This window comes from Shimia fortis (assembly GCF_040225985.1).
GTDB lineage: Bacteria > Pseudomonadota > Alphaproteobacteria > Rhodobacterales > Rhodobacteraceae > Shimia.
The window spans coordinates 101,844-120,403 of record NZ_JBBPEU010000009.1 but is presented as its reverse complement, the minus strand read 5'-3'; the positions used below and the strand labels follow the sequence as shown (position 1 = coordinate 120,403).

General features: G+C 61.2%; 25 protein-coding genes. 9 read left to right on the top strand and 16 right to left on the bottom strand.

Features of this window, described 5'->3' with window-relative positions:
• The first annotated feature begins 15 nt into the window (after nucleotides 1–15).
• Both WNE31_RS14215 and WNE31_RS14210 read left to right on the top strand, forming a co-directional pair.
• Nucleotides 16–1,476: a pyridoxal phosphate-dependent decarboxylase family protein gene (locus WNE31_RS14215; protein ID WP_349980544.1), complete on the top strand. Its 1,461-nt coding sequence runs from the start codon at nucleotides 16–18 to the stop codon at nucleotides 1,474–1,476.
• Nucleotides 1,473–2,327: a DMT family transporter gene (locus tag WNE31_RS14210; protein WP_349980542.1), complete on the top strand. Its 855-nt coding sequence runs from the start codon at nucleotides 1,473–1,475 to the stop codon at nucleotides 2,325–2,327. Before WNE31_RS14215 ends, WNE31_RS14210 begins: the two co-directional genes overlap by 4 nt.
• Here the strand turns inward: WNE31_RS14210 and WNE31_RS14205 are convergent.
• Both WNE31_RS14205 and WNE31_RS14200 read right to left on the bottom strand, forming a co-directional pair.
• Nucleotides 2,324–3,133: a division plane positioning ATPase MipZ gene (locus tag WNE31_RS14205; protein ID WP_349980541.1), complete on the bottom strand. Its 810-nt coding sequence runs from the start codon at nucleotides 3,131–3,133 to the stop codon at nucleotides 2,324–2,326. The genes WNE31_RS14210 and WNE31_RS14205 overlap by 4 nt on opposite strands.
• Nucleotides 3,134–3,239: 106 nt before the next feature.
• Nucleotides 3,240–3,869, bottom strand: coding sequence for a pseudouridine synthase (locus WNE31_RS14200; protein ID WP_349980540.1), 630 nt, complete (start codon nucleotides 3,867–3,869; stop codon nucleotides 3,240–3,242).
• A gap of 105 nt (nucleotides 3,870–3,974) precedes the next feature.
• Between WNE31_RS14200 and WNE31_RS14195 the strand changes: the two genes are divergently transcribed.
• Nucleotides 3,975–5,117 (top strand): trans-sulfuration enzyme family protein, encoded by a 1,143-nt coding sequence (locus tag WNE31_RS14195; RefSeq protein ID WP_349980539.1) that lies wholly within the window; start codon nucleotides 3,975–3,977, stop codon nucleotides 5,115–5,117.
• A 175-nt stretch (nucleotides 5,118–5,292) separates the two neighbouring features.
• Here the strand turns inward: WNE31_RS14195 and rpmE are convergent, their stop codons facing one another.
• Nucleotides 5,293–5,514 carry a 50S ribosomal protein L31 gene (gene rpmE, locus WNE31_RS14190; RefSeq protein WP_058311915.1) on the bottom strand — a complete coding sequence of 74 codons (222 nt, stop codon included), beginning with the start codon at nucleotides 5,512–5,514 and terminating at the stop codon, nucleotides 5,293–5,295.
• An 11-nt stretch (nucleotides 5,515–5,525) separates the two neighbouring features.
• On the bottom strand, nucleotides 5,526–5,900 hold the full coding sequence (gene rplS / locus WNE31_RS14185) for a 50S ribosomal protein L19 (protein ID WP_349980538.1): 375 nt from the start codon (nucleotides 5,898–5,900) through the stop codon (nucleotides 5,526–5,528).
• A gap of 385 nt (nucleotides 5,901–6,285) precedes the next feature.
• Here rplS and WNE31_RS14180 point away from each other — a divergent pair, with 385 nt between their 5' ends.
• A complete protein-coding gene (locus WNE31_RS14180) occupies nucleotides 6,286–7,083 on the top strand; it encodes a glycoside hydrolase family 25 protein (RefSeq protein WP_349980608.1) in 798 nt (265 codons plus the stop codon).
• 6 nt (nucleotides 7,084–7,089) lie between these two features.
• On the opposite strand, the gene WNE31_RS14175 is transcribed toward WNE31_RS14180, so the two are convergent.
• From WNE31_RS14175 to ffh, 11 genes are all read right to left on the bottom strand, one after another.
• Nucleotides 7,090–7,422 (bottom strand): YegP family protein, encoded by a 333-nt coding sequence (locus WNE31_RS14175; protein WP_349980536.1) that lies wholly within the window; start codon nucleotides 7,420–7,422, stop codon nucleotides 7,090–7,092.
• Nucleotides 7,423–7,497: 75 nt separating this feature from the next.
• Nucleotides 7,498–8,316, bottom strand: a complete 819-nt coding sequence (gene trmD, locus WNE31_RS14170; protein WP_349980535.1) for a tRNA (guanosine(37)-N1)-methyltransferase TrmD — start codon at nucleotides 8,314–8,316, stop codon at nucleotides 7,498–7,500.
• 80 nt (nucleotides 8,317–8,396) lie between these two features.
• Nucleotides 8,397–9,221 carry a hypothetical protein gene (locus WNE31_RS14165; protein WP_349980533.1) on the bottom strand — a complete coding sequence of 275 codons (825 nt, stop codon included), beginning with the start codon at nucleotides 9,219–9,221 and terminating at the stop codon, nucleotides 8,397–8,399.
• Between the two features lies 1 nt (nucleotide 9,222).
• Entirely contained in the window at nucleotides 9,223–9,726 is a 504-nt protein-coding gene (rimM, locus tag WNE31_RS14160; protein ID WP_349980532.1) for a ribosome maturation factor RimM, read from the bottom strand.
• A gap of 90 nt (nucleotides 9,727–9,816) precedes the next feature.
• Complete coding sequence (gene bluB / locus WNE31_RS14155; RefSeq protein WP_349980531.1) at nucleotides 9,817–10,446, bottom strand: 5,6-dimethylbenzimidazole synthase; 630 nt, start codon at nucleotides 10,444–10,446, stop codon at nucleotides 9,817–9,819.
• A gap of 17 nt (nucleotides 10,447–10,463) precedes the next feature.
• Nucleotides 10,464–10,838, bottom strand: a complete 375-nt coding sequence (rpsP, locus tag WNE31_RS14150; protein ID WP_349980530.1) for a 30S ribosomal protein S16 — start codon at nucleotides 10,836–10,838, stop codon at nucleotides 10,464–10,466.
• A 69-nt stretch (nucleotides 10,839–10,907) separates the two neighbouring features.
• Nucleotides 10,908–11,204: a chorismate mutase gene (locus WNE31_RS14145; RefSeq protein ID WP_058311923.1), complete on the bottom strand. Its 297-nt coding sequence runs from the start codon at nucleotides 11,202–11,204 to the stop codon at nucleotides 10,908–10,910.
• On the bottom strand, nucleotides 11,197–11,802 hold the full coding sequence (locus tag WNE31_RS14140) for a GNAT family N-acetyltransferase (protein ID WP_349980528.1): 606 nt from the start codon (nucleotides 11,800–11,802) through the stop codon (nucleotides 11,197–11,199). Before WNE31_RS14140 ends, WNE31_RS14145 begins: the two co-directional genes overlap by 8 nt.
• Complete coding sequence (locus tag WNE31_RS14135) at nucleotides 11,802–12,356, bottom strand: GNAT family N-acetyltransferase (protein ID WP_349980526.1); 555 nt, start codon at nucleotides 12,354–12,356, stop codon at nucleotides 11,802–11,804. The genes WNE31_RS14140 and WNE31_RS14135 overlap by 1 nt, the downstream gene beginning before the upstream one ends.
• Nucleotides 12,353–12,892, bottom strand: a complete 540-nt coding sequence (locus WNE31_RS14130) for a GNAT family N-acetyltransferase (protein WP_349980525.1) — start codon at nucleotides 12,890–12,892, stop codon at nucleotides 12,353–12,355. The genes WNE31_RS14135 and WNE31_RS14130 overlap by 4 nt, the downstream gene beginning before the upstream one ends.
• A gap of 4 nt (nucleotides 12,893–12,896) precedes the next feature.
• Complete coding sequence (ffh, locus tag WNE31_RS14125) at nucleotides 12,897–14,402, bottom strand: signal recognition particle protein (protein WP_349980523.1); 1,506 nt, start codon at nucleotides 14,400–14,402, stop codon at nucleotides 12,897–12,899.
• A gap of 316 nt (nucleotides 14,403–14,718) precedes the next feature.
• Between ffh and WNE31_RS14120 the strand changes: the two genes are divergently transcribed.
• The 5 genes from WNE31_RS14120 (at nucleotide 14,719) to WNE31_RS14100 (ending at nucleotide 17,875) form a co-directional block, all read left to right on the top strand.
• Entirely contained in the window at nucleotides 14,719–14,976 is a 258-nt protein-coding gene (locus tag WNE31_RS14120) for a hypothetical protein (RefSeq protein WP_349980522.1), read from the top strand.
• A 50-nt stretch (nucleotides 14,977–15,026) separates the two neighbouring features.
• Complete coding sequence (locus WNE31_RS14115) at nucleotides 15,027–15,995, top strand: hypothetical protein (protein ID WP_349980521.1); 969 nt, start codon at nucleotides 15,027–15,029, stop codon at nucleotides 15,993–15,995.
• Entirely contained in the window at nucleotides 15,992–16,363 is a 372-nt protein-coding gene (locus WNE31_RS14110; protein WP_349980520.1) for a Hint domain-containing protein, read from the top strand. Before WNE31_RS14115 ends, WNE31_RS14110 begins: the two co-directional genes overlap by 4 nt.
• A 227-nt stretch (nucleotides 16,364–16,590) precedes the next feature.
• The gene (locus WNE31_RS14105) at nucleotides 16,591–17,184 is read left to right on the top strand and encodes a carboxymuconolactone decarboxylase family protein (RefSeq protein ID WP_349980519.1); all 594 of its coding nucleotides are present in this window, start codon (nucleotides 16,591–16,593) and stop codon (nucleotides 17,182–17,184) included.
• A 154-nt stretch (nucleotides 17,185–17,338) separates the two neighbouring features.
• Nucleotides 17,339–17,875, top strand: coding sequence for a prolyl-tRNA synthetase associated domain-containing protein (locus WNE31_RS14100; protein WP_349980518.1), 537 nt, complete (start codon nucleotides 17,339–17,341; stop codon nucleotides 17,873–17,875).
• Between the two features lie 49 nt (nucleotides 17,876–17,924).
• Here WNE31_RS14100 and WNE31_RS14095 read toward each other — a convergent pair whose 3' ends face one another.
• Nucleotides 17,925–18,467 carry an FMN-dependent NADH-azoreductase gene (locus tag WNE31_RS14095; protein ID WP_349980517.1) on the bottom strand — a complete coding sequence of 181 codons (543 nt, stop codon included), beginning with the start codon at nucleotides 18,465–18,467 and terminating at the stop codon, nucleotides 17,925–17,927.
• Between the last annotated feature and the right edge of the window lie 93 nt (nucleotides 18,468–18,560).

Here is an 18,560-nt window from a genome sequence, read left to right as displayed (position 1 = left end):
AACAGGGGCACGCGCATGACCGCCAAGAGTGACCGATCCAAAGCCCGAGGCGGGCTTGATCCCGAAAACTGGGAGAATTTCCGTGCGCGGGCGCATGCCCTGCTGGATGCGGCCATCGACAGGATGCAGGGCGCGGAACAGGGGCCGGTCTGGACCCCTTTGCCCGAGGAAGACAAATGTCACTATGACATCCCGCTGCCGCGTGACGGCATGGGCAGCGACGCAGTGGCCCGCCAGCTTGAACAGCTTTTGCCCTATGGGGTCGGCAATACGCATCCGCGCTTCTTTGGCTGGGTACACGGCACAGGTACGCCGGGCAACATGCTGGCCGAGATCGTGGCATCGGCCATGAACGCCAATCTGGGCGGGCGCGATCACGGGGCCATCTATGTCGAAAAACAGGTTCTGGCATGGGTGCGGGACATGTTCGGATTTCCGGACGGGGCCAGCGGGCTGATCGTGTCGGGCACGTCGATTGCCACGATTGTCGCGCTCAAGGCCGCGCGTGACAGGGCGCTGGCCTGGACCAGCCGCGCAAACGGCGTAGGTGGGGCCAATCTGGTTGGCTATACATCCGACCAAACCCACAGCTGCGTGGCGCGTGCCTTTGATATCCTTGGTCTCGGCAGCGGGGCCTTGCGCAAACTACCCACCAACACGTCGTTCCAGATCGACCTCAACGCCCTGTGCGCGCAAATCGCCGAAGATCGCGCGGCGGGGTTGCAACCCTTCGTGCTGATCGGAACGGCGGGGGCCGTGAACATGGGTGCGATTGATGACCTGTCGGCGCTGGCTGACATCGCGCGGGACGAACAACTCTGGCTGCATGTCGACGGCGCCTTCGGGGCCTTGGGCGTGCTGAGTGACCGCGTTCGCCCGAAACTCTCGGGGCTGGAGCGGGCGGATTCGCTGGCCTTTGATTTCCATAAGTGGATGCATGTGACCTATGACGCGGGCTGTGTCCTGATCCGGGACGAGGCGGACCATCGCCGCGCCTTTTCCGAGCGCCCCGATTACCTCAAAGGGGCGACGCGGGGGCTTGCGGCGGGCAATCCGTGGCCGGTGGAATACGGCCCCGAATTGTCGCGGGGGTTCCGCGCGCTCAAGGTCTGGACGCAGATTGCCGAACACGGCACCGACAGGCTTGGCGCGATGGTGGATCGCAACTGCGCACAGGCTGCAGCCCTGGGCCAGATGGTCGAGTCGGCGGCGGATATGGAACTGATGGCGCCCGTGGCCCTGAATATCTGTTGCTTCCGGGCGGTGCGGTCGGGGCTTGATGAGACGGGGCTGGACGCCCTGAACGAAGAAATCGTGATCCGTCTGCAAGAGCAGGGGATCGCCGCGCCCTCGATGACCAAGCTGCACGGGCGGACGGCCATTCGCGTGAACATCACGAACCACCGCACACGCGACGAAGACATCGAGATCCTGTTTTCGGCGGTGCGTCGGATCGCTGACGAGATCACCGCATGAGTCCGCAGGCCAAAGGATTGCTGATCACCGCGATAGGTGCACTCTGCGTGGTGCCGGATTCGCTGTTCGTGCGCCTGATTGACGCCGACCCTCTGGCCATCGCGTTTTTGCGCAACATGATCTCGGGCATGCTGGTTCTGATCGGTCTTCTGCTGTGGCAGGGTGTTGCCCCGTTCCGCGCGGTGCTGGCGACGGGCTGGCATGGCGTGATCTATATGATTGCCCTGGGAAGCAGCGGCGTTCTGTTCGTGCTCGCGGTCAGCCTGACAAGCGTCGCCAACGTGGTGTTCATCATCGCCTCGATGCCGGTCTTTGCCGCGATTTTCAGCAGGATGTTCCTTGGCGAACGCATCTCACCGCGCATGTTCTATACCATCCTCGCAGTGATCGCAGGGCTGGCGGTGATTGCCTACGGGTCAGGCGAAACCGAGAATGCCAACTGGAGGGGCGACCTGTTGGCCCTGATGGTGTCGGGCGGGTTTGCCGCCGGTCTGACGGCGGTGCGGCGCGTGAAAGAGGTGTCGATGGTGCCGGCAGTGCCCATGGCCTATATCGGATCGGCGCTTTTGATCCTGCCTTTTGCCGATCTTGGCACGGTTCGGCCGGATCAAAGCGGGCTCATCCTGATGCATGGTGCTTTTATTGTCGCCAGCGCCACCCTTCTGGCGCTGGGGCCGCGCTATATCACCTCGGCAGAGGTGGCGTTGCTGATCCTGCTGGAATCCGTGCTCGCGCCACTGGTGGTCTGGGCAATCCTCGGGGAAAATCCGGGCCGCTGGGCGCTTGTGGGTGGCGGTATCGTCGTCGGGGCGCTGGCGGTGTCGAACCTGATCGTACTCAGGCGGCGTTAAAAGTTCACCTCGACCCCGGGCAGGTTCAATGCCTTGACCAGATCGCGTAATTCCTGTCGTGCGGCCACGTTAGAGATGTTGAGCTGTTTCACCCCGATATCGCGCAGGTCCAGCAGCGTCAGGCCACGCGGGAACAATTCGCGGAAGATGACCCGTTCGTTGAACCCGGGTGCCACGCGGAACCCGATGCGGCGGGCCAGATTGTCCAGCGCCTTGCCCATCTTTTCCTTGTTGACCATCTGTTGCGCGCCCATGCGGTTGCGCAGCACCACCCAGTCAATCGGCTTCAACCCTGCCTGCGCGCGCAGTTGGCGGGCGTTCCAGACCATTTCTGAATAGACCGACGGCCCGAGGATCTTGTCACCCTGCGCGTCGACATGCGCCAGAAGGTCAAAATCGATGAAACTGTCATTCAGCGGCGTGACCAGCGTATCGGCCAGCGAATGCGCTACCTGGCTCAGCCGCGTGTGGGATCCCGGGCAGTCGATCAGGATAAAATCACAATCGGGCTCGAGCGTAGCCACCGCAGCAGACAGGCGCAGATCATAGATATTCTCGCCCTGCTTGACCGTGGCCGGATCCACCGCGGGCAATTCGTGGTAATCAGGCGAGGGCAGGTCCAGCCCCTGCTCTTGTAGGAATTTCTGCCGGTTATAAGCATAGCGGCCAAAGGTCTTTTGACGAAGGTCCAGATCAAGCGCGCCCACCTTGTGCCCCATGCGGGCCAGTGCGGTTGCGATATGCATCGAGACCGTGGATTTTCCCGCGCCGCCCTTTTCGTTCCCCACGACGATGATATGTGCCATCTGCCTGTTTCCTGATGCCCGATCCGACCCGCGCACTCTGTGGCGCGCTGGTTGCCTTATGCACACTATATGTTGTGGCAGGCAAGAGGGGAAGCGTTCTGCGTGCTTACTTGGACGGGCGCGGTTTGCGGCGTGGCCGCCGTGCCTTTGGTGCCGCAGTTTTGGGGGCAGGCGGGATGCGATGCGGCGGCGCGTCGTTCCAGGTGCCCGGCAGCAACCCGTCAAGCGTCCACGGGCCAACCGCATAGCGGATCAGGCGCAGGGTCGGGTGCCCGATGGCCGCCGTCATGCGCCGCACCTGCCGATTGCGGCCTTCGGAAATCGTGATCTTCAACCAGCAATCCGGCACCGATTTGCGCACCCGGATCGGCGGCACGCGGGGCCAGAGCGCCGCTGGTTCCTCCATGCGCGAGACCTCGGCGGGACGGGTTCTGCCGTCTTTCAATTCTACCCCCTTGCGCAACAGATCAAGCGCCGCGTCCGAAGGAATCCCCTCGACCTGAACCCAATAGGTCTTGGGCCACTTGTTGCGGGGGTGCGCGATTTTCTGTTGCAGCCCGCCATCATCGGTCAGCACCAGCAACCCTTCGCTGTCCCGGTCAAGCCGCCCGGCGGCATAGACCCCAGGCAGGTCGATGAACTCGGACAGGGTGCGGCGGGAAGTTCCCTCGGTGCCCTTGTCTGTGAATTGCGACAGCACATCAAAGGGCTTGTTGAACAGGATGGTTCGGGGCATGGCGCGACCTTGGAATGGATACCCTGTCATAGGGCGGTGCACAGGGGGGTTGCAAGTCGCCCGATTCCTGCACCAGATGGGCGCGCAGAAGAACAGGAGAGCGCGATGGACCCCAAGGATATGAAACCCGCGACCCTTGCCGCACAGGCCGGCGGGGCGATTGATCTGCAAAGCGGGGGGGTGGTGCCGCCGATCCAGCCCTCGACGACCTTTGTGCGCGACCGGAATTATGCGCCGCTGAACGCCGCCAATACCTATGCGCGGGACCACAATGATGTGGTGCGGCAGGCCGAACAGGTGCTGGCCCAGATGGACGGCGGGGCCGAGGCGCTGCTGTTCCCCTCTGGCATGGCCGCGATAGCCGCGCTGTTCCGCACCGTGCCCAATCGCGGGCGGGTCGTGGTCCAGTCGGGGATTTACTGGGGCACAACCAAGTGGATCCGGGAGTTTTGCGCGCGGCGCGACATCGAAATGGTCGAGGTTGAGGCCAGCGATACCGCCGCCCTTGAGGCGGCATGCGCGGCGGGGGCGGCACAGATCGTCTGGATCGAAACCCCCTCAAACCCGTGGCTGCGCGTGGTAGATATACGCGCCGCGGCTGAGGCGGCCCATGGCGCCGGGGCGCTTTTGGTGGTGGATGGCACGGCGGCGACTCCGATCCTGTCAAACCCGCTGGCGTTGGGGGCGGATATGGTGATGCATTCGGCGACCAAGGCAATCAATGGGCATTCCGATGTGCTGGCCGGGGTGCTGGTGACGCGCGCGGGCGGGCTTGTCTGGGACGAGATTGCCAATGATCGTGCCAGCGCCGGTGCCGTGATCGGGGCGTTCGAGGCGTGGCTGTTGCTGCGCGGGATGCGCACCCTACCGCTGCGGGTCGAGCGGATGTGCCAGAACGCGATGGCGGTGGCTGAATTCCTGGAAGATCACCCGAAGGTCGAGGCGGTGTTCTATCCGGGCCTTGCCAGCCATGCGGGCCATGCCCTTGCCCAACAACAGATGACAGGCGGGTTCGGGTTCCTGTTGTCCTTCCTCGTCAAGGGCGGGCGCGCGGCGGCGCTTGAGGTGGCGGGGCGTCTGAACCTGTTTCACCGGGCCACGTCGCTTGGCGGAGTCGAAAGCCTTGTGGAACACCGCCACACGATCGAGCCTCATACCGGGATTCCTGAAAACCTGCTCAGGATTTCTGTCGGGATCGAGGATGCGGACGATCTGATCGCGGATTTGGGGCAGGCTTTGGGGCAATAAACGGCATCAGCGGGACGCCTGCGGCGTTCAGGTTTTGCGCTCCATGCGGCGCGCGGTGCGAGGCTCTGCCTCGCGCTCCGAGGTTTTTTACCAAGAAAAAGATCGGGGCACGGGTCCAACGAAAAACGCCGCCCCGGGCAGGAGCGGCGTTTCGGTGAAACCGGTAGGTCGGCGCTTAGAAGCCCAGACCTTCGTATTTCTTTTTGAACTTCGACACCCGGCCACCAGCATCCAGCAGGCGCGAGGTGCCGCCGGTCCATGCAGGGTGCACGGTCGGGTCGATATCCAGCGCCAAGGTGTCGCCTTCTTTGCCGTAGGTCGAACGCATCTTGATGATGGTGCCGTCGGTCATTTTGACGTCGATGAAGTGGTAGTCGGGATGGGTGTCTTTTTTCATGATACCACTCCTTACGCTTTCTTGGGCTTGTAGTTGCTGTCTTCGGCGATACGGGCCGATTTACCGCGACGCGAACGCAGATAGTACAGCTTGGCGCGGCGGACGCGGCCACGACGTACGACGGTGATCGAGTCGATGTTGGTCGAGTGCAGCGGGAAGACCCGCTCAACGCCTTCGCCAAACGAAATCTTGCGGACCGTGAACGAGCCAGCGATGCCCGAACCATTTTTACGGCTGATGCAGACGCCTTCATAGTTCTGGACGCGCGAGCGCGAGCCTTCGGTCACTTTATAGCCGACGCGAATGGTGTCACCGGCTTTGAAATCGGGGATGTCTTTCCCCAGGGCGGCAATTTGTTCCGCCTCGAGCTGTGCGATCAGATCCATCTGACCATCTCCTAAACTGCTCGTGGTTGATCCACGAAGTTGGTGCCGCCTCAGAGCTCTGTGTCTTCAACCGGGTCCGCATGTCGCGCCCGCCAGAGGTGAACCGTCGTTTCTTTGGTCTCAGTCGATGATCGCATCCCGGCCGAAGAAAGCAGGGATATACGAACAACCAACGGGCCCGATCGACTCAGGTAAGAGTCGCGGACAGGCGGTGCCTACGCAATTTGGGGCCGGGGATCAAGGGAAAACAGGGGGCTCTGCGTTGTGCAGCGGCGGGAAGGTGCCGTCTTTTTGCGACTTGGCGTCAGGGTGGTTGCCAAGGGGGCTTGCCCCGGCGTGTAATCAAGGGAAAAGGCCCCCGGTCAATTGTGAAGCGAGCAGCATGATGCGTCTTTTCCTGTTTCTTGGTCTTGTCCTCGGCCTCGTCGCGGCCTGCGGCCCACGCCCGCATAAACCGGCGGCGACCGAACAGGCGGCCGTTGTGGTGCCCGATATCGTTACCTACCCGAGGTTTGGCGATGCCGATCCACATGACTGGGACGGGCGGCGTCCGTCCTCGTACCCGGTGCACGGGATCGACATTTCGCGCTGGCAGGGGGATATCGACTGGCGCAAGGCCAAGAACAACGGCGTCAGCTTTGCCTTCATCAAGGCGACCGAAGGAGGGGATGTGGCGGACCCCAAGTTTGACCTCCATCGGCGTGGGGCCGAGCGGGCGGGCGTGCCGTGGGGCGCCTATCACTATTTCTATTTCTGTCGTCCCGCCGAGGAACAGGCCCGCTGGTTCATCCGTAACGTGCTGCGCGGGGCCGACCTGCCGCATGTGCTGGATATGGAGTGGACGCCTTATTCCAAGACCTGCACCCGCCGCCCGGACAAACGCGAGGTCTGGCGCGAGGCGCGCATCTTCATGAACATGATCGAAGCGCATTACGGGCGCCGCCCGATCCTCTATACGACGGTTGATTTCTGGCGGGATACCGAGATCGGGCAACTGGCGCGAACCGAGTTCTGGCTGCGGTCCGTGGCGGGCCATCCGGGCAAGGTCTATCCCGGCGCCTATTGGAGCTTCTGGCAGTATACCGGCACCGGTCTGGTGCCGGGGATCGAAGGTCAGGTGGATATCAACGTGTTCCGCGGGTCGCCCGAGTCATGGGCACAGTGGATGGCGGGCACGCAATAACCACGCTCAGGTCTGGTCGTCGATGCGTGCCTCGGCAGCATTGCGTTTGACCGACTCGATGCCGTTGTCCCGGCCGGATGCGCTGGTATAGCTTTGCGAAGTGCCGATCACCTGGCCGTTGCTGGCCTTGAGGTTGAACATGAACTTGCCCGAGGCCGTTTCCTTGCGCTCGTAGCGTGCTTCGTCACCGGCGTTTTTCTGGACCGAGGCGATGCCGTTTTCGGCGCTGGCCTTTTGCTTGTAGCCTTCGCTGGCAAGGATGTTTTCGCCATTGCCTGCTTTCAGGCGAAAGCGGAATTCACCGGCCTTGTCGGTATAAAGTTCAAATTTCCCTGCCATCGGTCTGGTCCCTGCTTTGGATAATGTGGTTCGCACTAAAGCACGGGGATTGCTGCGCGGCAACGCAAGGTTTGCTCAGCTGCCGCCGGCGTCTGGATCAATCCCCATGGCGGCGCAATAGGCCTGCCACATATCGGGGCGGCGCAACCGGGTCAGCGCCTTGGCCTGCACAAGCCGCCATTCCTCGATCTTGCCGTGGTGGCCGGACATCAGGATGTCCGGGATCGGGCGGCCCATCCATTCAGCGGGGCGGGTATATTGCGGATGTTCCAGAAGGTCGTTGGAGTGGCTTTCGTCCTTGATGCTGTCGGCATTGCCCAGAACCGAGGGCAGCAGGCGCACCGTGGCGTCGATCATGGCCTGTGCCGCGATTTCCCCACCGGTCAGGACAAAATCGCCAAGGCTGACCTCTTGAATGCGGTAGTGGTCCAGAACCCGCTGGTCCACGCCTTCGAACCGCCCGCACAGCATCGTGACCCCGTCGCATTGCGACCAGGCGCGGGCCATTTTCTGGTCAAAGCGGCGACCCCGTGGCGACAGGTAGACAAGCGGCAGGTTGCCGCGCGCGCCTTGCAATGTGTGCTCGATCGCCTTGCCCAGCACATCAGGGCGCAGCACCATGCCAGCCCCTCCCCCGGCGGGCGTATCATCGACATTGCGGTGTTTGCCTTCGCCAAACTGGCGCAGGTCGGTGGTTTCGATCTGCCACTTGCCATCCTTCAGGGCCTTGCCGGTCAGGCTTTCGCCCAAGACACCGGGAAAGGCATCGGGGAACAGGGTGATGATCCGCGCCGTCCACACGCCGGCAAGACGTGGGTTATGCGTCATCAACTCGCGCGGTTTCAGGGAAACGGAAATGGATTTGCGTCCATGGGAGCGGGGCTTGTCGGACATGATGCGCCTTTTGGTGCTGTGGTGGCCTCGGTTGATTTCCTTTGGCTGAAAACGGTCGACAGGTCCAGAGGATCGTCTCGTCAGGATCCGGTCGCCGTTTCCGCTCCGGCCGATGCATTACGCTTCCAGCGTTTGCGCGCCTGTGCCTTGGCGCGCTTCAGAGCCTCTTTGTCCAGATCGCTTTGGTTAAGGGTCAGGATTTCTGCGATCAGCGGGTCCGGCAACCCGACATTGACCGGCGCGACCGGTTCCAGCTGGCTTTGCAATTCGGCGGACCACCCCAGAAGATCGGCAACCGGTTGCAGCGGGCCAAGCGGGGCGTCTTCGGTGTCATGCAGCCAGGCTGTCTCAACGCGATGCGGGGCCACAGCAAGGCGGATGCGCTCGATGCAGGCATTAAGGTCTGCGGACTCCAGGTGCTCGGTCAGGAACTCTTCGCGGGTCTGGGTCATGCGCACGACACGCACGTGATGGGCATAGCAGCTGTTCAGCCATGCGTGCGGATCGCGCAGCGAGAAATAGAAGATCACTTCGGGCGGCTCGGGAAAGGCGTCGGCGATGGCGACGGTCAGCGCCTTCATCAGAAAGGGTGCCGCTTCATAGGTTTTCTGCCCGCGTCGGCCCGGCATCAGCCCGGCCAGATCCTCGGCGCTGATGAGTATGTCGCGGGTGTCATCGTCGGGCAGGGATTTCAGGAAATTGCCAAACCCGTTTGCATATTTGTGCAGGGCGGCGGTCCGGCGTTTGGCCGAATAGGTGCGCGCCGCATTGCAGGTATTCGTCAGAGTGTCATGCAGCACAATCCGCGCCACTGGATCAAGGCGGGTGCGGTTTACCTCCAGCATTTTTTGCAGGGTGGATGTGCCGGTCTTGTGAAATCCGGCGTGGATCAGCAGGCGTCTCATCTTAGAACAGGCCCTCGGGCGGGTCAGCGATGATCCGGCCCCCTGCAATATCGACGGTTGGCACCACTTCGTGCGTGAAGGGCAGCAGAACGGTCGCCTTCAAACCCGGTCCGTGGACTTCCAGAAGGTCCGTCGCGCCGTGGTTCTGCACCGATTTCACATGCCCCAGTGTGGTGCCGCCGGTGTCGCGCACCTCGAGGCCCACAAGATCGGCATAATAATACTCATCGTCTTCCAGCGCTGGCAGCCGATCGCGCGGCACGTAAAGCTGAACCCCTTTCAGGGCGTCGGCCTCCTCCTTGGTCGCCACACCTGAAAGGCGCGCGGCCAGCCCATTCTTGATGGTGCGGGTCAGGGTCACGTCAAACTGGCGGCTGCCGTCTTCGGTGCTGAGCGGGGCATAATCTGCGATGGACTCGGCCTCGGTGGTAAAGCTTTTGAGGCGCACTTCTCCGCGCACCCCATAGGCACCAGCGATGGCTCCGACACAGACCTGTTCCGTCATCTTGTGTTCCGTTTTGACTGCTTGCCCTGTTTTCCCCTATTGCGCCCCCAAGGGCAACCCATTGCCCGGATGCCGCGTCAGAAAGCGGCGCTAGCGGGTTTCGACCGGAAGGGTCTGGCGCCGTGTCTCCCAGCCCTGTGTTTCCAGTTCCGGTGTGTCAGAGGTGGTTTGCGGATAACCGACGCAGAGATAGGCCACCAAACGCCAGTCGTTTGGCACATCGAGGTCGGCACTAAGCTGTGCAGGATCAAGGATCGACACCCAGCCAACCCCCAAACCGCGCGCCCGTGCCGCCAGCCAGAACAGGTTCACCGCCCCGACCACAGAATAGCGGCGCATTTCCGGCATGGTCGCCGCGCCAAGCCCGTATCCCTTGGACGTGGCATCGTCGCAATAGATCGCAAGCTGGACTGGTGCATCCGCCATGCCCGACAGTTTGAGCGTGGCATACTGCGCGGCCTTCTCGCCACCATACCCTCGCAGGGCATCGGCATTCGCGGCCCTGAAATTGCCGAGCGCCGCCGCGCGGGCCGCCGGGCTTTCGACGCGCAACACGCGCCACGGTTCCGACAGCCCCACAGAAGGGGCCATCAGAAATGCGTCGAGGCACTCGGTCAGGAGTGCCTCGTCCACAGGGTAGGTGCGAAAGCGGCGCACATCACGCCGCCACCGCATCAACCGCGCAAGGTCGCTCTGGAACGCGTCTGAAAATTCGGCCATTCCAGAGCGGGCCCTGCTTATTCTTCTGCCGGTGCGGCGTCTGCTTCGGCGGCTTCAGCGGCCTTTGCAGCTTTTTCTTCAGCGCGTTCCTGGGCTTTCTTGCCGGGGACAGCTTTCTTGGGGTTGTTGCGCTCGGTTTTCGCCAGGGTGCCGGCGGCTTCGAGGAAACGGGCCACACGGTCGGTCGGCTGTGCGCCTTGGTCCAGCCAGTACTGAACGCGTTCCATGTTCAGTTTCACGCGCTCTTCGCTGTCTTTCGGCAGCAGCGGGTTGTAGGTGCCCAGCTTCTCGATGAAGCGACCGTCGCGGGGCATACGGCTGTCAGCCGCAACAACGCGATAGAAGGGACGTTTTTTCGAGCCGCCGCGGGCGAGACGAATTTTCATAGCCATGGTGAGTACTCCTGTTCTTAGCTATTTGAGGGGCAGCGCCCCGTCATTCCTGTTGTGTCTTTACCAGCGCTATTGCTGGTGTTTCTTGTGATGCCTGATGACCTCATCAATGATGAAGTTCAGGAATTTCTTGGCGAATTCGGGGTCCAGATCGGCACGCGTGGCCAGATCTTCCAGTCGCGCGATCTGCGAGGCTTCGCGGTTCGGGTCCGACGGGGGCAGATCATGTTCAGCCTTGAGCTTGCCCACCGCCTGCGTGTGCTTGAACCGCTCGCCCAGCGTATAGACGAGGATCGCATCCAGGCGGTCGATGCTTTCGCGATGTTCCTTCAGCACCTCGGCGGCGCGGGTCACGGCGTCAGTCAAGAGCGTATCCTTTCGGTTTGAACCTGGGATCGGCATAGTGGCTGATCTCCATCTCGATTGCGTCGCCAATCTGGCTTGTGCGCAGCTTCTCCGGGCTCGGGTGGCGATAGACGACATCGTTGCCATCCACCGACGGGGCCTCTTTGTCCTTTACCGCGCCCAGACGTTCGGCCAGCCGGATCGAGTCGAGGTTTTTTGGATCAAGGTACGACACCGCGCCTTCCCAGCCGAGCTGGTTATAAAAATACTTGCGCGCCGCATGGGTCGCCTCGAGCGCATAGCCATGGCCGGCCTTGTCGGGCCAGATGATCCAAGCCAGCTCGGCTTCGGGCCAAGCGGCGGGTTTCCAGCCACCCGCCATGCCATAGGTTTCGTCGGTGTCCTTGTCGTGGATCATCCACATGCCATAGCCGCGAATGTTCCAGTGGCCGATCTCGGCGGCATAGAGCATCCAGGTTTCATAGGGGTTCAACGGACCGCCCATAAAGCGCGACCGGTACGAGGCAAAGGTCGCTTTGAAGGCTGCGTAATCCTCGGCTTCGGGGCCGCGCAGCACCAGACGTTTGGTTTCGATGATGGGGATATTCTTGGTCGCCATTACGCATAGGCCTCCATGCCACCATTGATCAGCGCATCCGGTGCGGGATGGCGCCAGATTTCGGTCGTGCCGTATTCGGGTTCTTCGTAATGCTTTTCGAACGTGGCCCCGAGACGCCGTGCAACGGCCTTGGAGGCGGTGTTCTCAGGGGCGATGCATGAAATTGCCGTGTCCCAGCCCAGCACGTCATAAGCATGGGCGCGCGATGCCATGGCAGCTTCGGTGGCCAGCCCCTTGCCCCAGGCATGGGGCATCAGCGTCCAGCCGATCTCACGCTCGATCCATCCGTCGGGATACCAGAGACCGACACGCCCGACATACTGGCCGGTTTCCTTGTCTTCCAGCGCCCACAAGCCAAAGCCACGCAACGCCCAATGACCGGTGACCATTGCAATTGAGCGCCACGCACGGTGCGGCGGCATCGGGCCACCAACAAAGCGCGAGTCTTCGCTGGCCAGAAACGCCTTTTCAAAGGCGATATCGTCTTCGCAGAACGCCCGCATGATCAGGCGCTCGGTTTCAAGCGTCGGGATGCTGAAAGTTATTGCGCTCATGCCACGGCCCCCGCTTTGAAGGCTTTTGCGCCCAGGTGACGGAACAGCATTTCCTCGCCCATGTGCACGTTATCATAGGTGCTCTCGTGATGGGCGCCCATGCGTTCGGCCAGCGCGATCGAGCGCGTGTTCGTCGGCACGATCTGCGAGGTCATCGTCGTGAACCCAAGGTCATCATAGGCCCATTGCAACGCGCGCTGCGCCGCCTCATAGGCGATGCCCTTGCCCTCGGCCCCGTCAAATACCACCCAGCCCAGTTCCGGCTCGGGCCAGCCTTCGGGATTCCAGATGCCAACCATACCGACAGGCATCTCGGTCGCCTTGTCCACCACGGTGAAATATCCATAGCCGTGGATGTGCCAGTGCCCGACGCTCAGCGCGAACCAGCGCCACGCGTCGCTGCGTGTGCTGCAATACCCGAACCCCTTGGCGCGCCCCTCATCCATCAGAAACGCGATCACGGCCTCCGCATCCCCGGTGACGGGGCTGCGCAGGATCAGGCGCTCGGTTTCAAGGGTGGGGGCGTTGGTCAGCATGGGGTTACTTCTTCTTGCCGAATCCGCTCAGGCCCGGGGGCAGGCCCATGCCGCCACCCAGCCCGGGCAAACCGCCCCGACCGCCCATGGCCTTGGCCGCCGCTTCCAGTTGCTTGGGGTCCATTCCTGCCGCCATCTCTTCGGGGCTCGGGCCGCCTTTGCCCATCATGCCCTTCATGGCCTGCTTGAGCATCCCGCCTTTGCCCATCTTGCCCATCTTCTTCATCATGTCGGCCATCTGCCGCTGCATCTTGAGAAGCTTGTTCAATTCGCTGACTTCCATGCCAGCCCCGGCGGCGATGCGCTTTTTGCGGCTGGCCTGCAGGATCTGCGGATTGGCGCGTTCGAGCTTGGTCATGGAATTGACCAGCGCGATCTGGCGCTTGATCATCTTGTCATCAAACCCGGCCTCGGCCACCTGTTTCGACATCTTGGCCATGCCGGGCATCATGCCCATCACGCCTTCCATGCCGCCCATCTTCTGCATCTGTTCCAGCTGCATCTTGAGGTCGTTCATGTTGAAGCGGCCCTTCTGGAACCGTTTCATCATGCGTTCGGCCTGTTCGGCCTCGATGGTTTCCTGTGCCTTCTCGACCAGCGCGACGATGTCGCCCATGCCAAGGATACGGCCCGCAATCCGGTCCGGCTCGAAGGTTTCGAGCGCGTCCATCTTTTCGCCAAGACCGACGAACTTGATCGGCTTGCCGGTCACCGCGCGCATCGACAGCGCCGCACCGCCGCGCCCGTCGCCATCCATCCGCGTAAGGACCACGCCCGAGATGCCGATCTTGCCGTCAAACTCTTCCGCGACTTCCACGGCGACCTGGCCGGTCAGACCGTCCACGACAAGCAGCGTTTCACGCGGGTTGACCACGTCGCGCACGTCCTCGACCTCTTTCATGAGGACTTCGTCGATCTGCAAACGACCTGCGGTATCCAGCATGTAGACGTCATAGCCGCCCAGCGTCGCCTGTTGCTTGGCACGCTTGGCGATCTGTACGGCGGTTTCACCCGGAACAATCGGCAGGGTGTCCACGCCGATCTGCTGACCCAGAACCTGCAGCTGCTGCATCGCGGCCGGACGGTAGATGTCGAGCGAGGCCATCAGCACGCGCTTGCCGTTCTTCTCGGTCAGGCGTTTGGCCAGCTTACCGGTGGTGGTGGTCTTACCCGAGCCCTGCAGACCGACCATCAGGATCGGTGCGGGCGCGTTGTCGATTTTCAGCTCGCCGGGTTCTTCATCATCTCCGGCAAGGACATGTTTCAACTCGTCATGAACGATCTTGACGACCTGCTGGCCCGGCGTGATCGACTTGGTCACCGCCTGGCCTGTGGCCTTTTCCTGCACCGCTTTGACAAAATCACGCGCCACCGGCAGCGACACGTCGGCCTCAAGTAGGGCCACGCGCACTTCGCGCAGGGCGGTTTTCACATCGTCTTCGGACAGGGCGCCCTGTTTGGTCAGGCGGTCAAAGACACCGGACAGGCGTTCGCTTAGATTTTCAAACATCGCTCACCGGCTCCTTCTCACCGTTTCCAACATGGCCCGAACATAAGCACGCGCCGCTCAAGTGCCAGTCCAAATACACGAAGGCCCCCGTGGGCGAAACTCGCTGACGGGGGGCGATCCCTGCACGTGGCATTGGGACCGGAAGCATTGACAGACTCCCGGATTGGGACGTCGCTTAGACTTTACACGGGCAAGAGTCAAGCGTGGCGGGTCTTTGAAAGGTCCGCGTGAAACCACACGGTATTCCCATTTCCGGCACAGCGTCGCGTTTGGCCAAGATCGAAGTAGTATATCGAAACAGTGAAAGACCGCGCAGGTGTTGACCCCTGAATATCTCATCTTTGTTGGCTGGGATACAGACCATACCGACGTTGCATTTGTAACGACGACCGACATCGCGCCGGGCGAGGTCATCTATTTCACCGACACGGAGTGGAACGGCACCGATTTCAACGCGGGCGAGCAACTGTTCGAGTGGGGTGTGCCGCCCGAAAGGATCCCTGCCGGCCGCTTGCTGTCCCGTGACATGCAGCGAGACCGGCCACCGCGCGGGTCATTGAGGGGGGAGATCTGATCAACGGGGCCGGAACCGGTGATATTGACTATATCTCTGGCGGTGGGCGCTTGCGCTTCGAAAACGAAATGGTCTGGGCCTTTCAGGTCGCGCGCGACGGCGACGAGGCCACGGCCCAATTCTTTATCTCGGTCATCGGGAACGAGGCCGACGGCAACAGCAACGTCTCGCCGAACCTGACCAATACCGGGCTGACCTCCGACACCGGCGCTATCATCATTGATGGTGACCATGTCTATATGGTGTTCGATGGCTTTGACGCACTGTCCGATCCGCTGTCACAGGACGGTGTTTTCTCGGTGATTTCGGACACGACAAACTGGACCGTGGATGGCGCCGGACGTAATCCTGTCAACAGCAAACCGTTGGTGAAAGTCGGCTTTACCAACATCACCCCGTTGCGTGCGTACGACCCAAACGACGTCAGAACGCTCTACTTCTCGGGCGATCACGTGGCGTTCATTGATGATATGTCTTCGGGCGACAATGATTTTTCCACTGATCTGAGCGTGTCAGAGCAACCGTTCCTGCCCGCCGACATCCTCGCGATTGACATCCTGAACGACCCAGTCTGGTCAGATGGCGAATTCGACTTTGATGAGGTCATCTTTGTATCCGTGCAATTCAAGCGTGACGACGTGACCTATGAGTTCGTGGTCAATGACGGATCAAAGATCAAGGAAAGCGGTGCCACCGACACCGAGTCGGGGCAGGCGGTAGAGCAGGGCGATACGTTTTCTGTCACCCATGATGATGTGAACAGCTTTGTTGCCGCGCCGCGAGGCATCTCTCTGTCCAGCGGGCTGCCCTCGGGGCGCTTGGCCTTTGCGTTGAACGCAACTTTTGTCGATGGGGGCGTGACCAACATCGTTCGCGAACAAAGCCTTGTTGACGAAAACGGTTTGCCGGTGGGGGACGAAAACGCAAACTTCTTCACCGGCCTTTCGCTTTTGCCGCCGCCACCCTGTTTTTGTGAGTGGAGCATTGATCGAAACCGATCGGGGGGCAGGTTGCCGTGAAAGACCTGCAGGAAGGCGACCTGATCAGAACCGCCGATCACGGGCATCAGTCCCTGAAATGGGTCGGTAGCCGTACCGTGGCGGCCTTTGGCGACATGGTGCCGGTCCTCTTTCCCGCCGGCAGCATTGGAAACGACCGCGATCTGCGGGTTTCACCGCAGCATCGCATGCTCTTGTTTGGGTGGCGGGCCGAGATGGTCCTCGGAATGGACGAGGCGCTGGTGCCAGCGCGTCATATGCAGATGGCAAGGATGGGGTGCGCCTGTCACGCATCAGCGCGGGTTGCGTATTTCCACCTTTTGTTCGACTGCCCCGAGATTATCTTTCCGAAAGGGTGTCGACAGAAAGCCCCGATCCCTATTGGCTGACGCAGGTCGCCGTCAACGACCCCGCCGCCGCTGAAATTCGTACATTGTTCCCTGAAATGCTCGTGCAGGATCAGGTGACTGCAGCTCGCGTCGTGGCCCGTGCCCATGAAATCCGTCTCCTGCTAGCCTGGGGTGATGTACCTCCAGTGATCAGACCTCGCCCTCCATTTTGGGAAGTGACGACCCCGTGCTATCGTCGACAGGATTACGCCGATGGAGTGTTGCGAATGCCCCAGCTACCTTCCCTGCCCCAGAATGCGCATCTGCGGGACCTTCTTGCGCGCTTTCCCAAGAATGTCGAACCGCTGATGATCTTCGTGAATGCCGTGCTTCGATCAGAGGGCGCACTCACCATTGCCGAGCGCGAACTGATTGCCGCCTATGTCTCCGGCCTGAACGCGTGCCGTTTCTGTTATGGTTCGCATGTGATCCATGCCGAAAACCTTGGTGTGGACCCGAACCTTCTTGAAAACCTGCTGAATAATATCGAGACCGCGGGTATTTCCAACAAGATGAAATCACTGCTGCGCTATGTCGAAAAGCTGAACAGCTTGCCCAACAGGCTGGTTCAGGCGGATTTGGATGCCGTACTCTCACATGGGTGGAGTGAGGAAGCCGTTTTCGAGGCGGTCGAGGTCACGGGGCTTTTCAACATGATGAACCGGATCGTTGAAGGTGGTGGCGTGACCTTTGACTATGCCGGAAATGCTCAGGGTCATACCAGTCAGAACGCAGGGCCAGAGGTGGCCAAGAATTCTTACCTGATGTTTCTCGAGACAATTCAACAGCAGGTCGCTGACAGGGAAAAAGCTGCGCGTTAGGCGACATATTCCCCCCGATCCGTTCCGACTGTTGGGGCCGGGTCATGTCAGGGTCGCCCGTCGTGTTTTTCGTCCGAACCATGATGCAGGGTGATTGCGCCGCGCGCTGAGACACGTCAAAAGCGGTGAAACGAATAGTCACGGAAGACCCAAGATGGACGCATCCTCAGATTATCAGGACACGCTGCCGGTCAGCTCTGACGCCTTGCTGGACCAGCTGCGGGCGCTTGGATTGACCTTCACTTATCACGAACACATCCCCCTGCGCACCGTCGATGAGGCCAAAGGGGTTGAACGTGGCCTTGTCGAGGACGGTGAAACCCCGTTCCGCGTCAAGAATCTCTATTTGCGCGACAAGAAGAAACGCAATTACCTTGTCACGCTGGAACAGGACCGCGAGATTGATCTCAAGGCGCTGGGCGCGCGGCTTGGGGTGGGCAACCTGTCGTTCGGTTCGGCAGATCGTCTGATGGAAAACCTTGGTATCCGCCCCGGCGCGGTCAGCCCTCTGGCCATGGTGACAGGGCAGGAAAAGGGCGTGCGGTTTTTCATGGATGCTGCTGCACGGGATGCTGACCGCATCTACATGCACCCATTGGTCAATGACCGCACCATCGGCATGACGCCAGTGGACCTGATGACCTTTTTCGACCGGATCGGGGTTGCGCCCGAGTGGTTGGCGCTGGATTAAGCGCGCTTGGGGCGGGGGTGTCCCGCCCTTTTGCGTCACTGCGTTGAGATCAGGCCGCCTGCGCGATCACTTCGTTTCCGGCCCCGTCAAGGATGGTGACATCGGTGATGCCCACAAAGCCCAGCACAAAACGCAGGTAAGACGAGGCAAAGTCGAAATCCGATCCCAGAGGCGTGCCGCCGGTGGCGATGGTGATGATGGCTCTCTTGCCCTCCAACAGGCCCTTGGGGCCGTTTTCCGTATAAGCAAAAGTCACACCTGCGCGGGCGATCTGGTCGATCCAGGCTTTCAGCACAGCCGGGATTGCGAAGTTATACATTGCCGTGCCGATCACGATCGTGTCGGCCTCTTGCACCTCGGCTACCAGCTTGTCCGACAGCTCCAGTGCGGCGGCATGGGCAGCGTCGCGATCGTCGGGCGCCATGAAGGTGCTGTTGACCCATGTTTCATCCAGAAAGGGCAGCCCCCCGGTCAGGTCGCGGCGGATTACCTTGTCGGCGGACAGGCTGTTGACGATCTCGGCCGATTTATTGCGCGAGACCGAACCTTCCAAGCGGGCAGAGGCGTCGATGTGTAATACAGTGTGGGTCATTGGGGTCTCCTCGTAGGGTGATGCGTGCTGTGGCTGTGACACTGAATTAGTCGTTGCAAATCCGAACGCAATCTCATCAAATGCACTGTATGT

Coding starts and splice junctions, on each gene's coding strand:
- WNE31_RS14100 (WP_349980518.1), top strand. CDS start 17,339: ATGGACGCATCCTCAGATTATCAGGACACGCTGCCGGTCAGCTCTGAC.
- rpmE (WP_058311915.1), bottom strand. CDS start 5,514: ATGAAAAAAGACACCCATCCCGACTACCACTTCATCGACGTCAAAATG.
- trmD (WP_349980535.1), bottom strand. CDS start 8,316: ATGTCCGACAAGCCCCGCTCCCATGGACGCAAATCCATTTCCGTTTCC.
- bluB (WP_349980531.1), bottom strand. CDS start 10,446: ATGGCCGAATTTTCAGACGCGTTCCAGAGCGACCTTGCGCGGTTGATG.
- WNE31_RS14130 (WP_349980525.1), bottom strand. CDS start 12,892: ATGCTGACCAACGCCCCCACCCTTGAAACCGAGCGCCTGATCCTGCGC.
- WNE31_RS14140 (WP_349980528.1), bottom strand. CDS start 11,802: ATGGCGACCAAGAATATCCCCATCATCGAAACCAAACGTCTGGTGCTG.
- WNE31_RS14095 (WP_349980517.1), bottom strand. CDS start 18,467: ATGACCCACACTGTATTACACATCGACGCCTCTGCCCGCTTGGAAGGT.
- WNE31_RS14175 (WP_349980536.1), bottom strand. CDS start 7,422: ATGGCAGGGAAATTTGAACTTTATACCGACAAGGCCGGTGAATTCCGC.
- WNE31_RS14195 (WP_349980539.1), top strand. CDS start 3,975: ATGGACCCCAAGGATATGAAACCCGCGACCCTTGCCGCACAGGCCGGC.
- rplS (WP_349980538.1), bottom strand. CDS start 5,900: ATGGATCTGATCGCACAGCTCGAGGCGGAACAAATTGCCGCCCTGGGG.
- WNE31_RS14205 (WP_349980541.1), bottom strand. CDS start 3,133: ATGGCACATATCATCGTCGTGGGGAACGAAAAGGGCGGCGCGGGAAAA.
- WNE31_RS14210 (WP_349980542.1), top strand. CDS start 1,473: ATGAGTCCGCAGGCCAAAGGATTGCTGATCACCGCGATAGGTGCACTC.
- rpsP (WP_349980530.1), bottom strand. CDS start 10,838: ATGGCTATGAAAATTCGTCTCGCCCGCGGCGGCTCGAAAAAACGTCCC.
- ffh (WP_349980523.1), bottom strand. CDS start 14,402: ATGTTTGAAAATCTAAGCGAACGCCTGTCCGGTGTCTTTGACCGCCTG.
- rimM (WP_349980532.1), bottom strand. CDS start 9,726: ATGACGGAACAGGTCTGTGTCGGAGCCATCGCTGGTGCCTATGGGGTG.
- WNE31_RS14165 (WP_349980533.1), bottom strand. CDS start 9,221: ATGAGACGCCTGCTGATCCACGCCGGATTTCACAAGACCGGCACATCC.
- WNE31_RS14105 (WP_349980519.1), top strand. CDS start 16,591: ATGCCCCAGCTACCTTCCCTGCCCCAGAATGCGCATCTGCGGGACCTT.
- WNE31_RS14135 (WP_349980526.1), bottom strand. CDS start 12,356: ATGAGCGCAATAACTTTCAGCATCCCGACGCTTGAAACCGAGCGCCTG.
- WNE31_RS14200 (WP_349980540.1), bottom strand. CDS start 3,869: ATGCCCCGAACCATCCTGTTCAACAAGCCCTTTGATGTGCTGTCGCAA.
- WNE31_RS14215 (WP_349980544.1), top strand. CDS start 16: ATGACCGCCAAGAGTGACCGATCCAAAGCCCGAGGCGGGCTTGATCCC.
- WNE31_RS14180 (WP_349980608.1), top strand. CDS start 6,286: ATGCGTCTTTTCCTGTTTCTTGGTCTTGTCCTCGGCCTCGTCGCGGCC.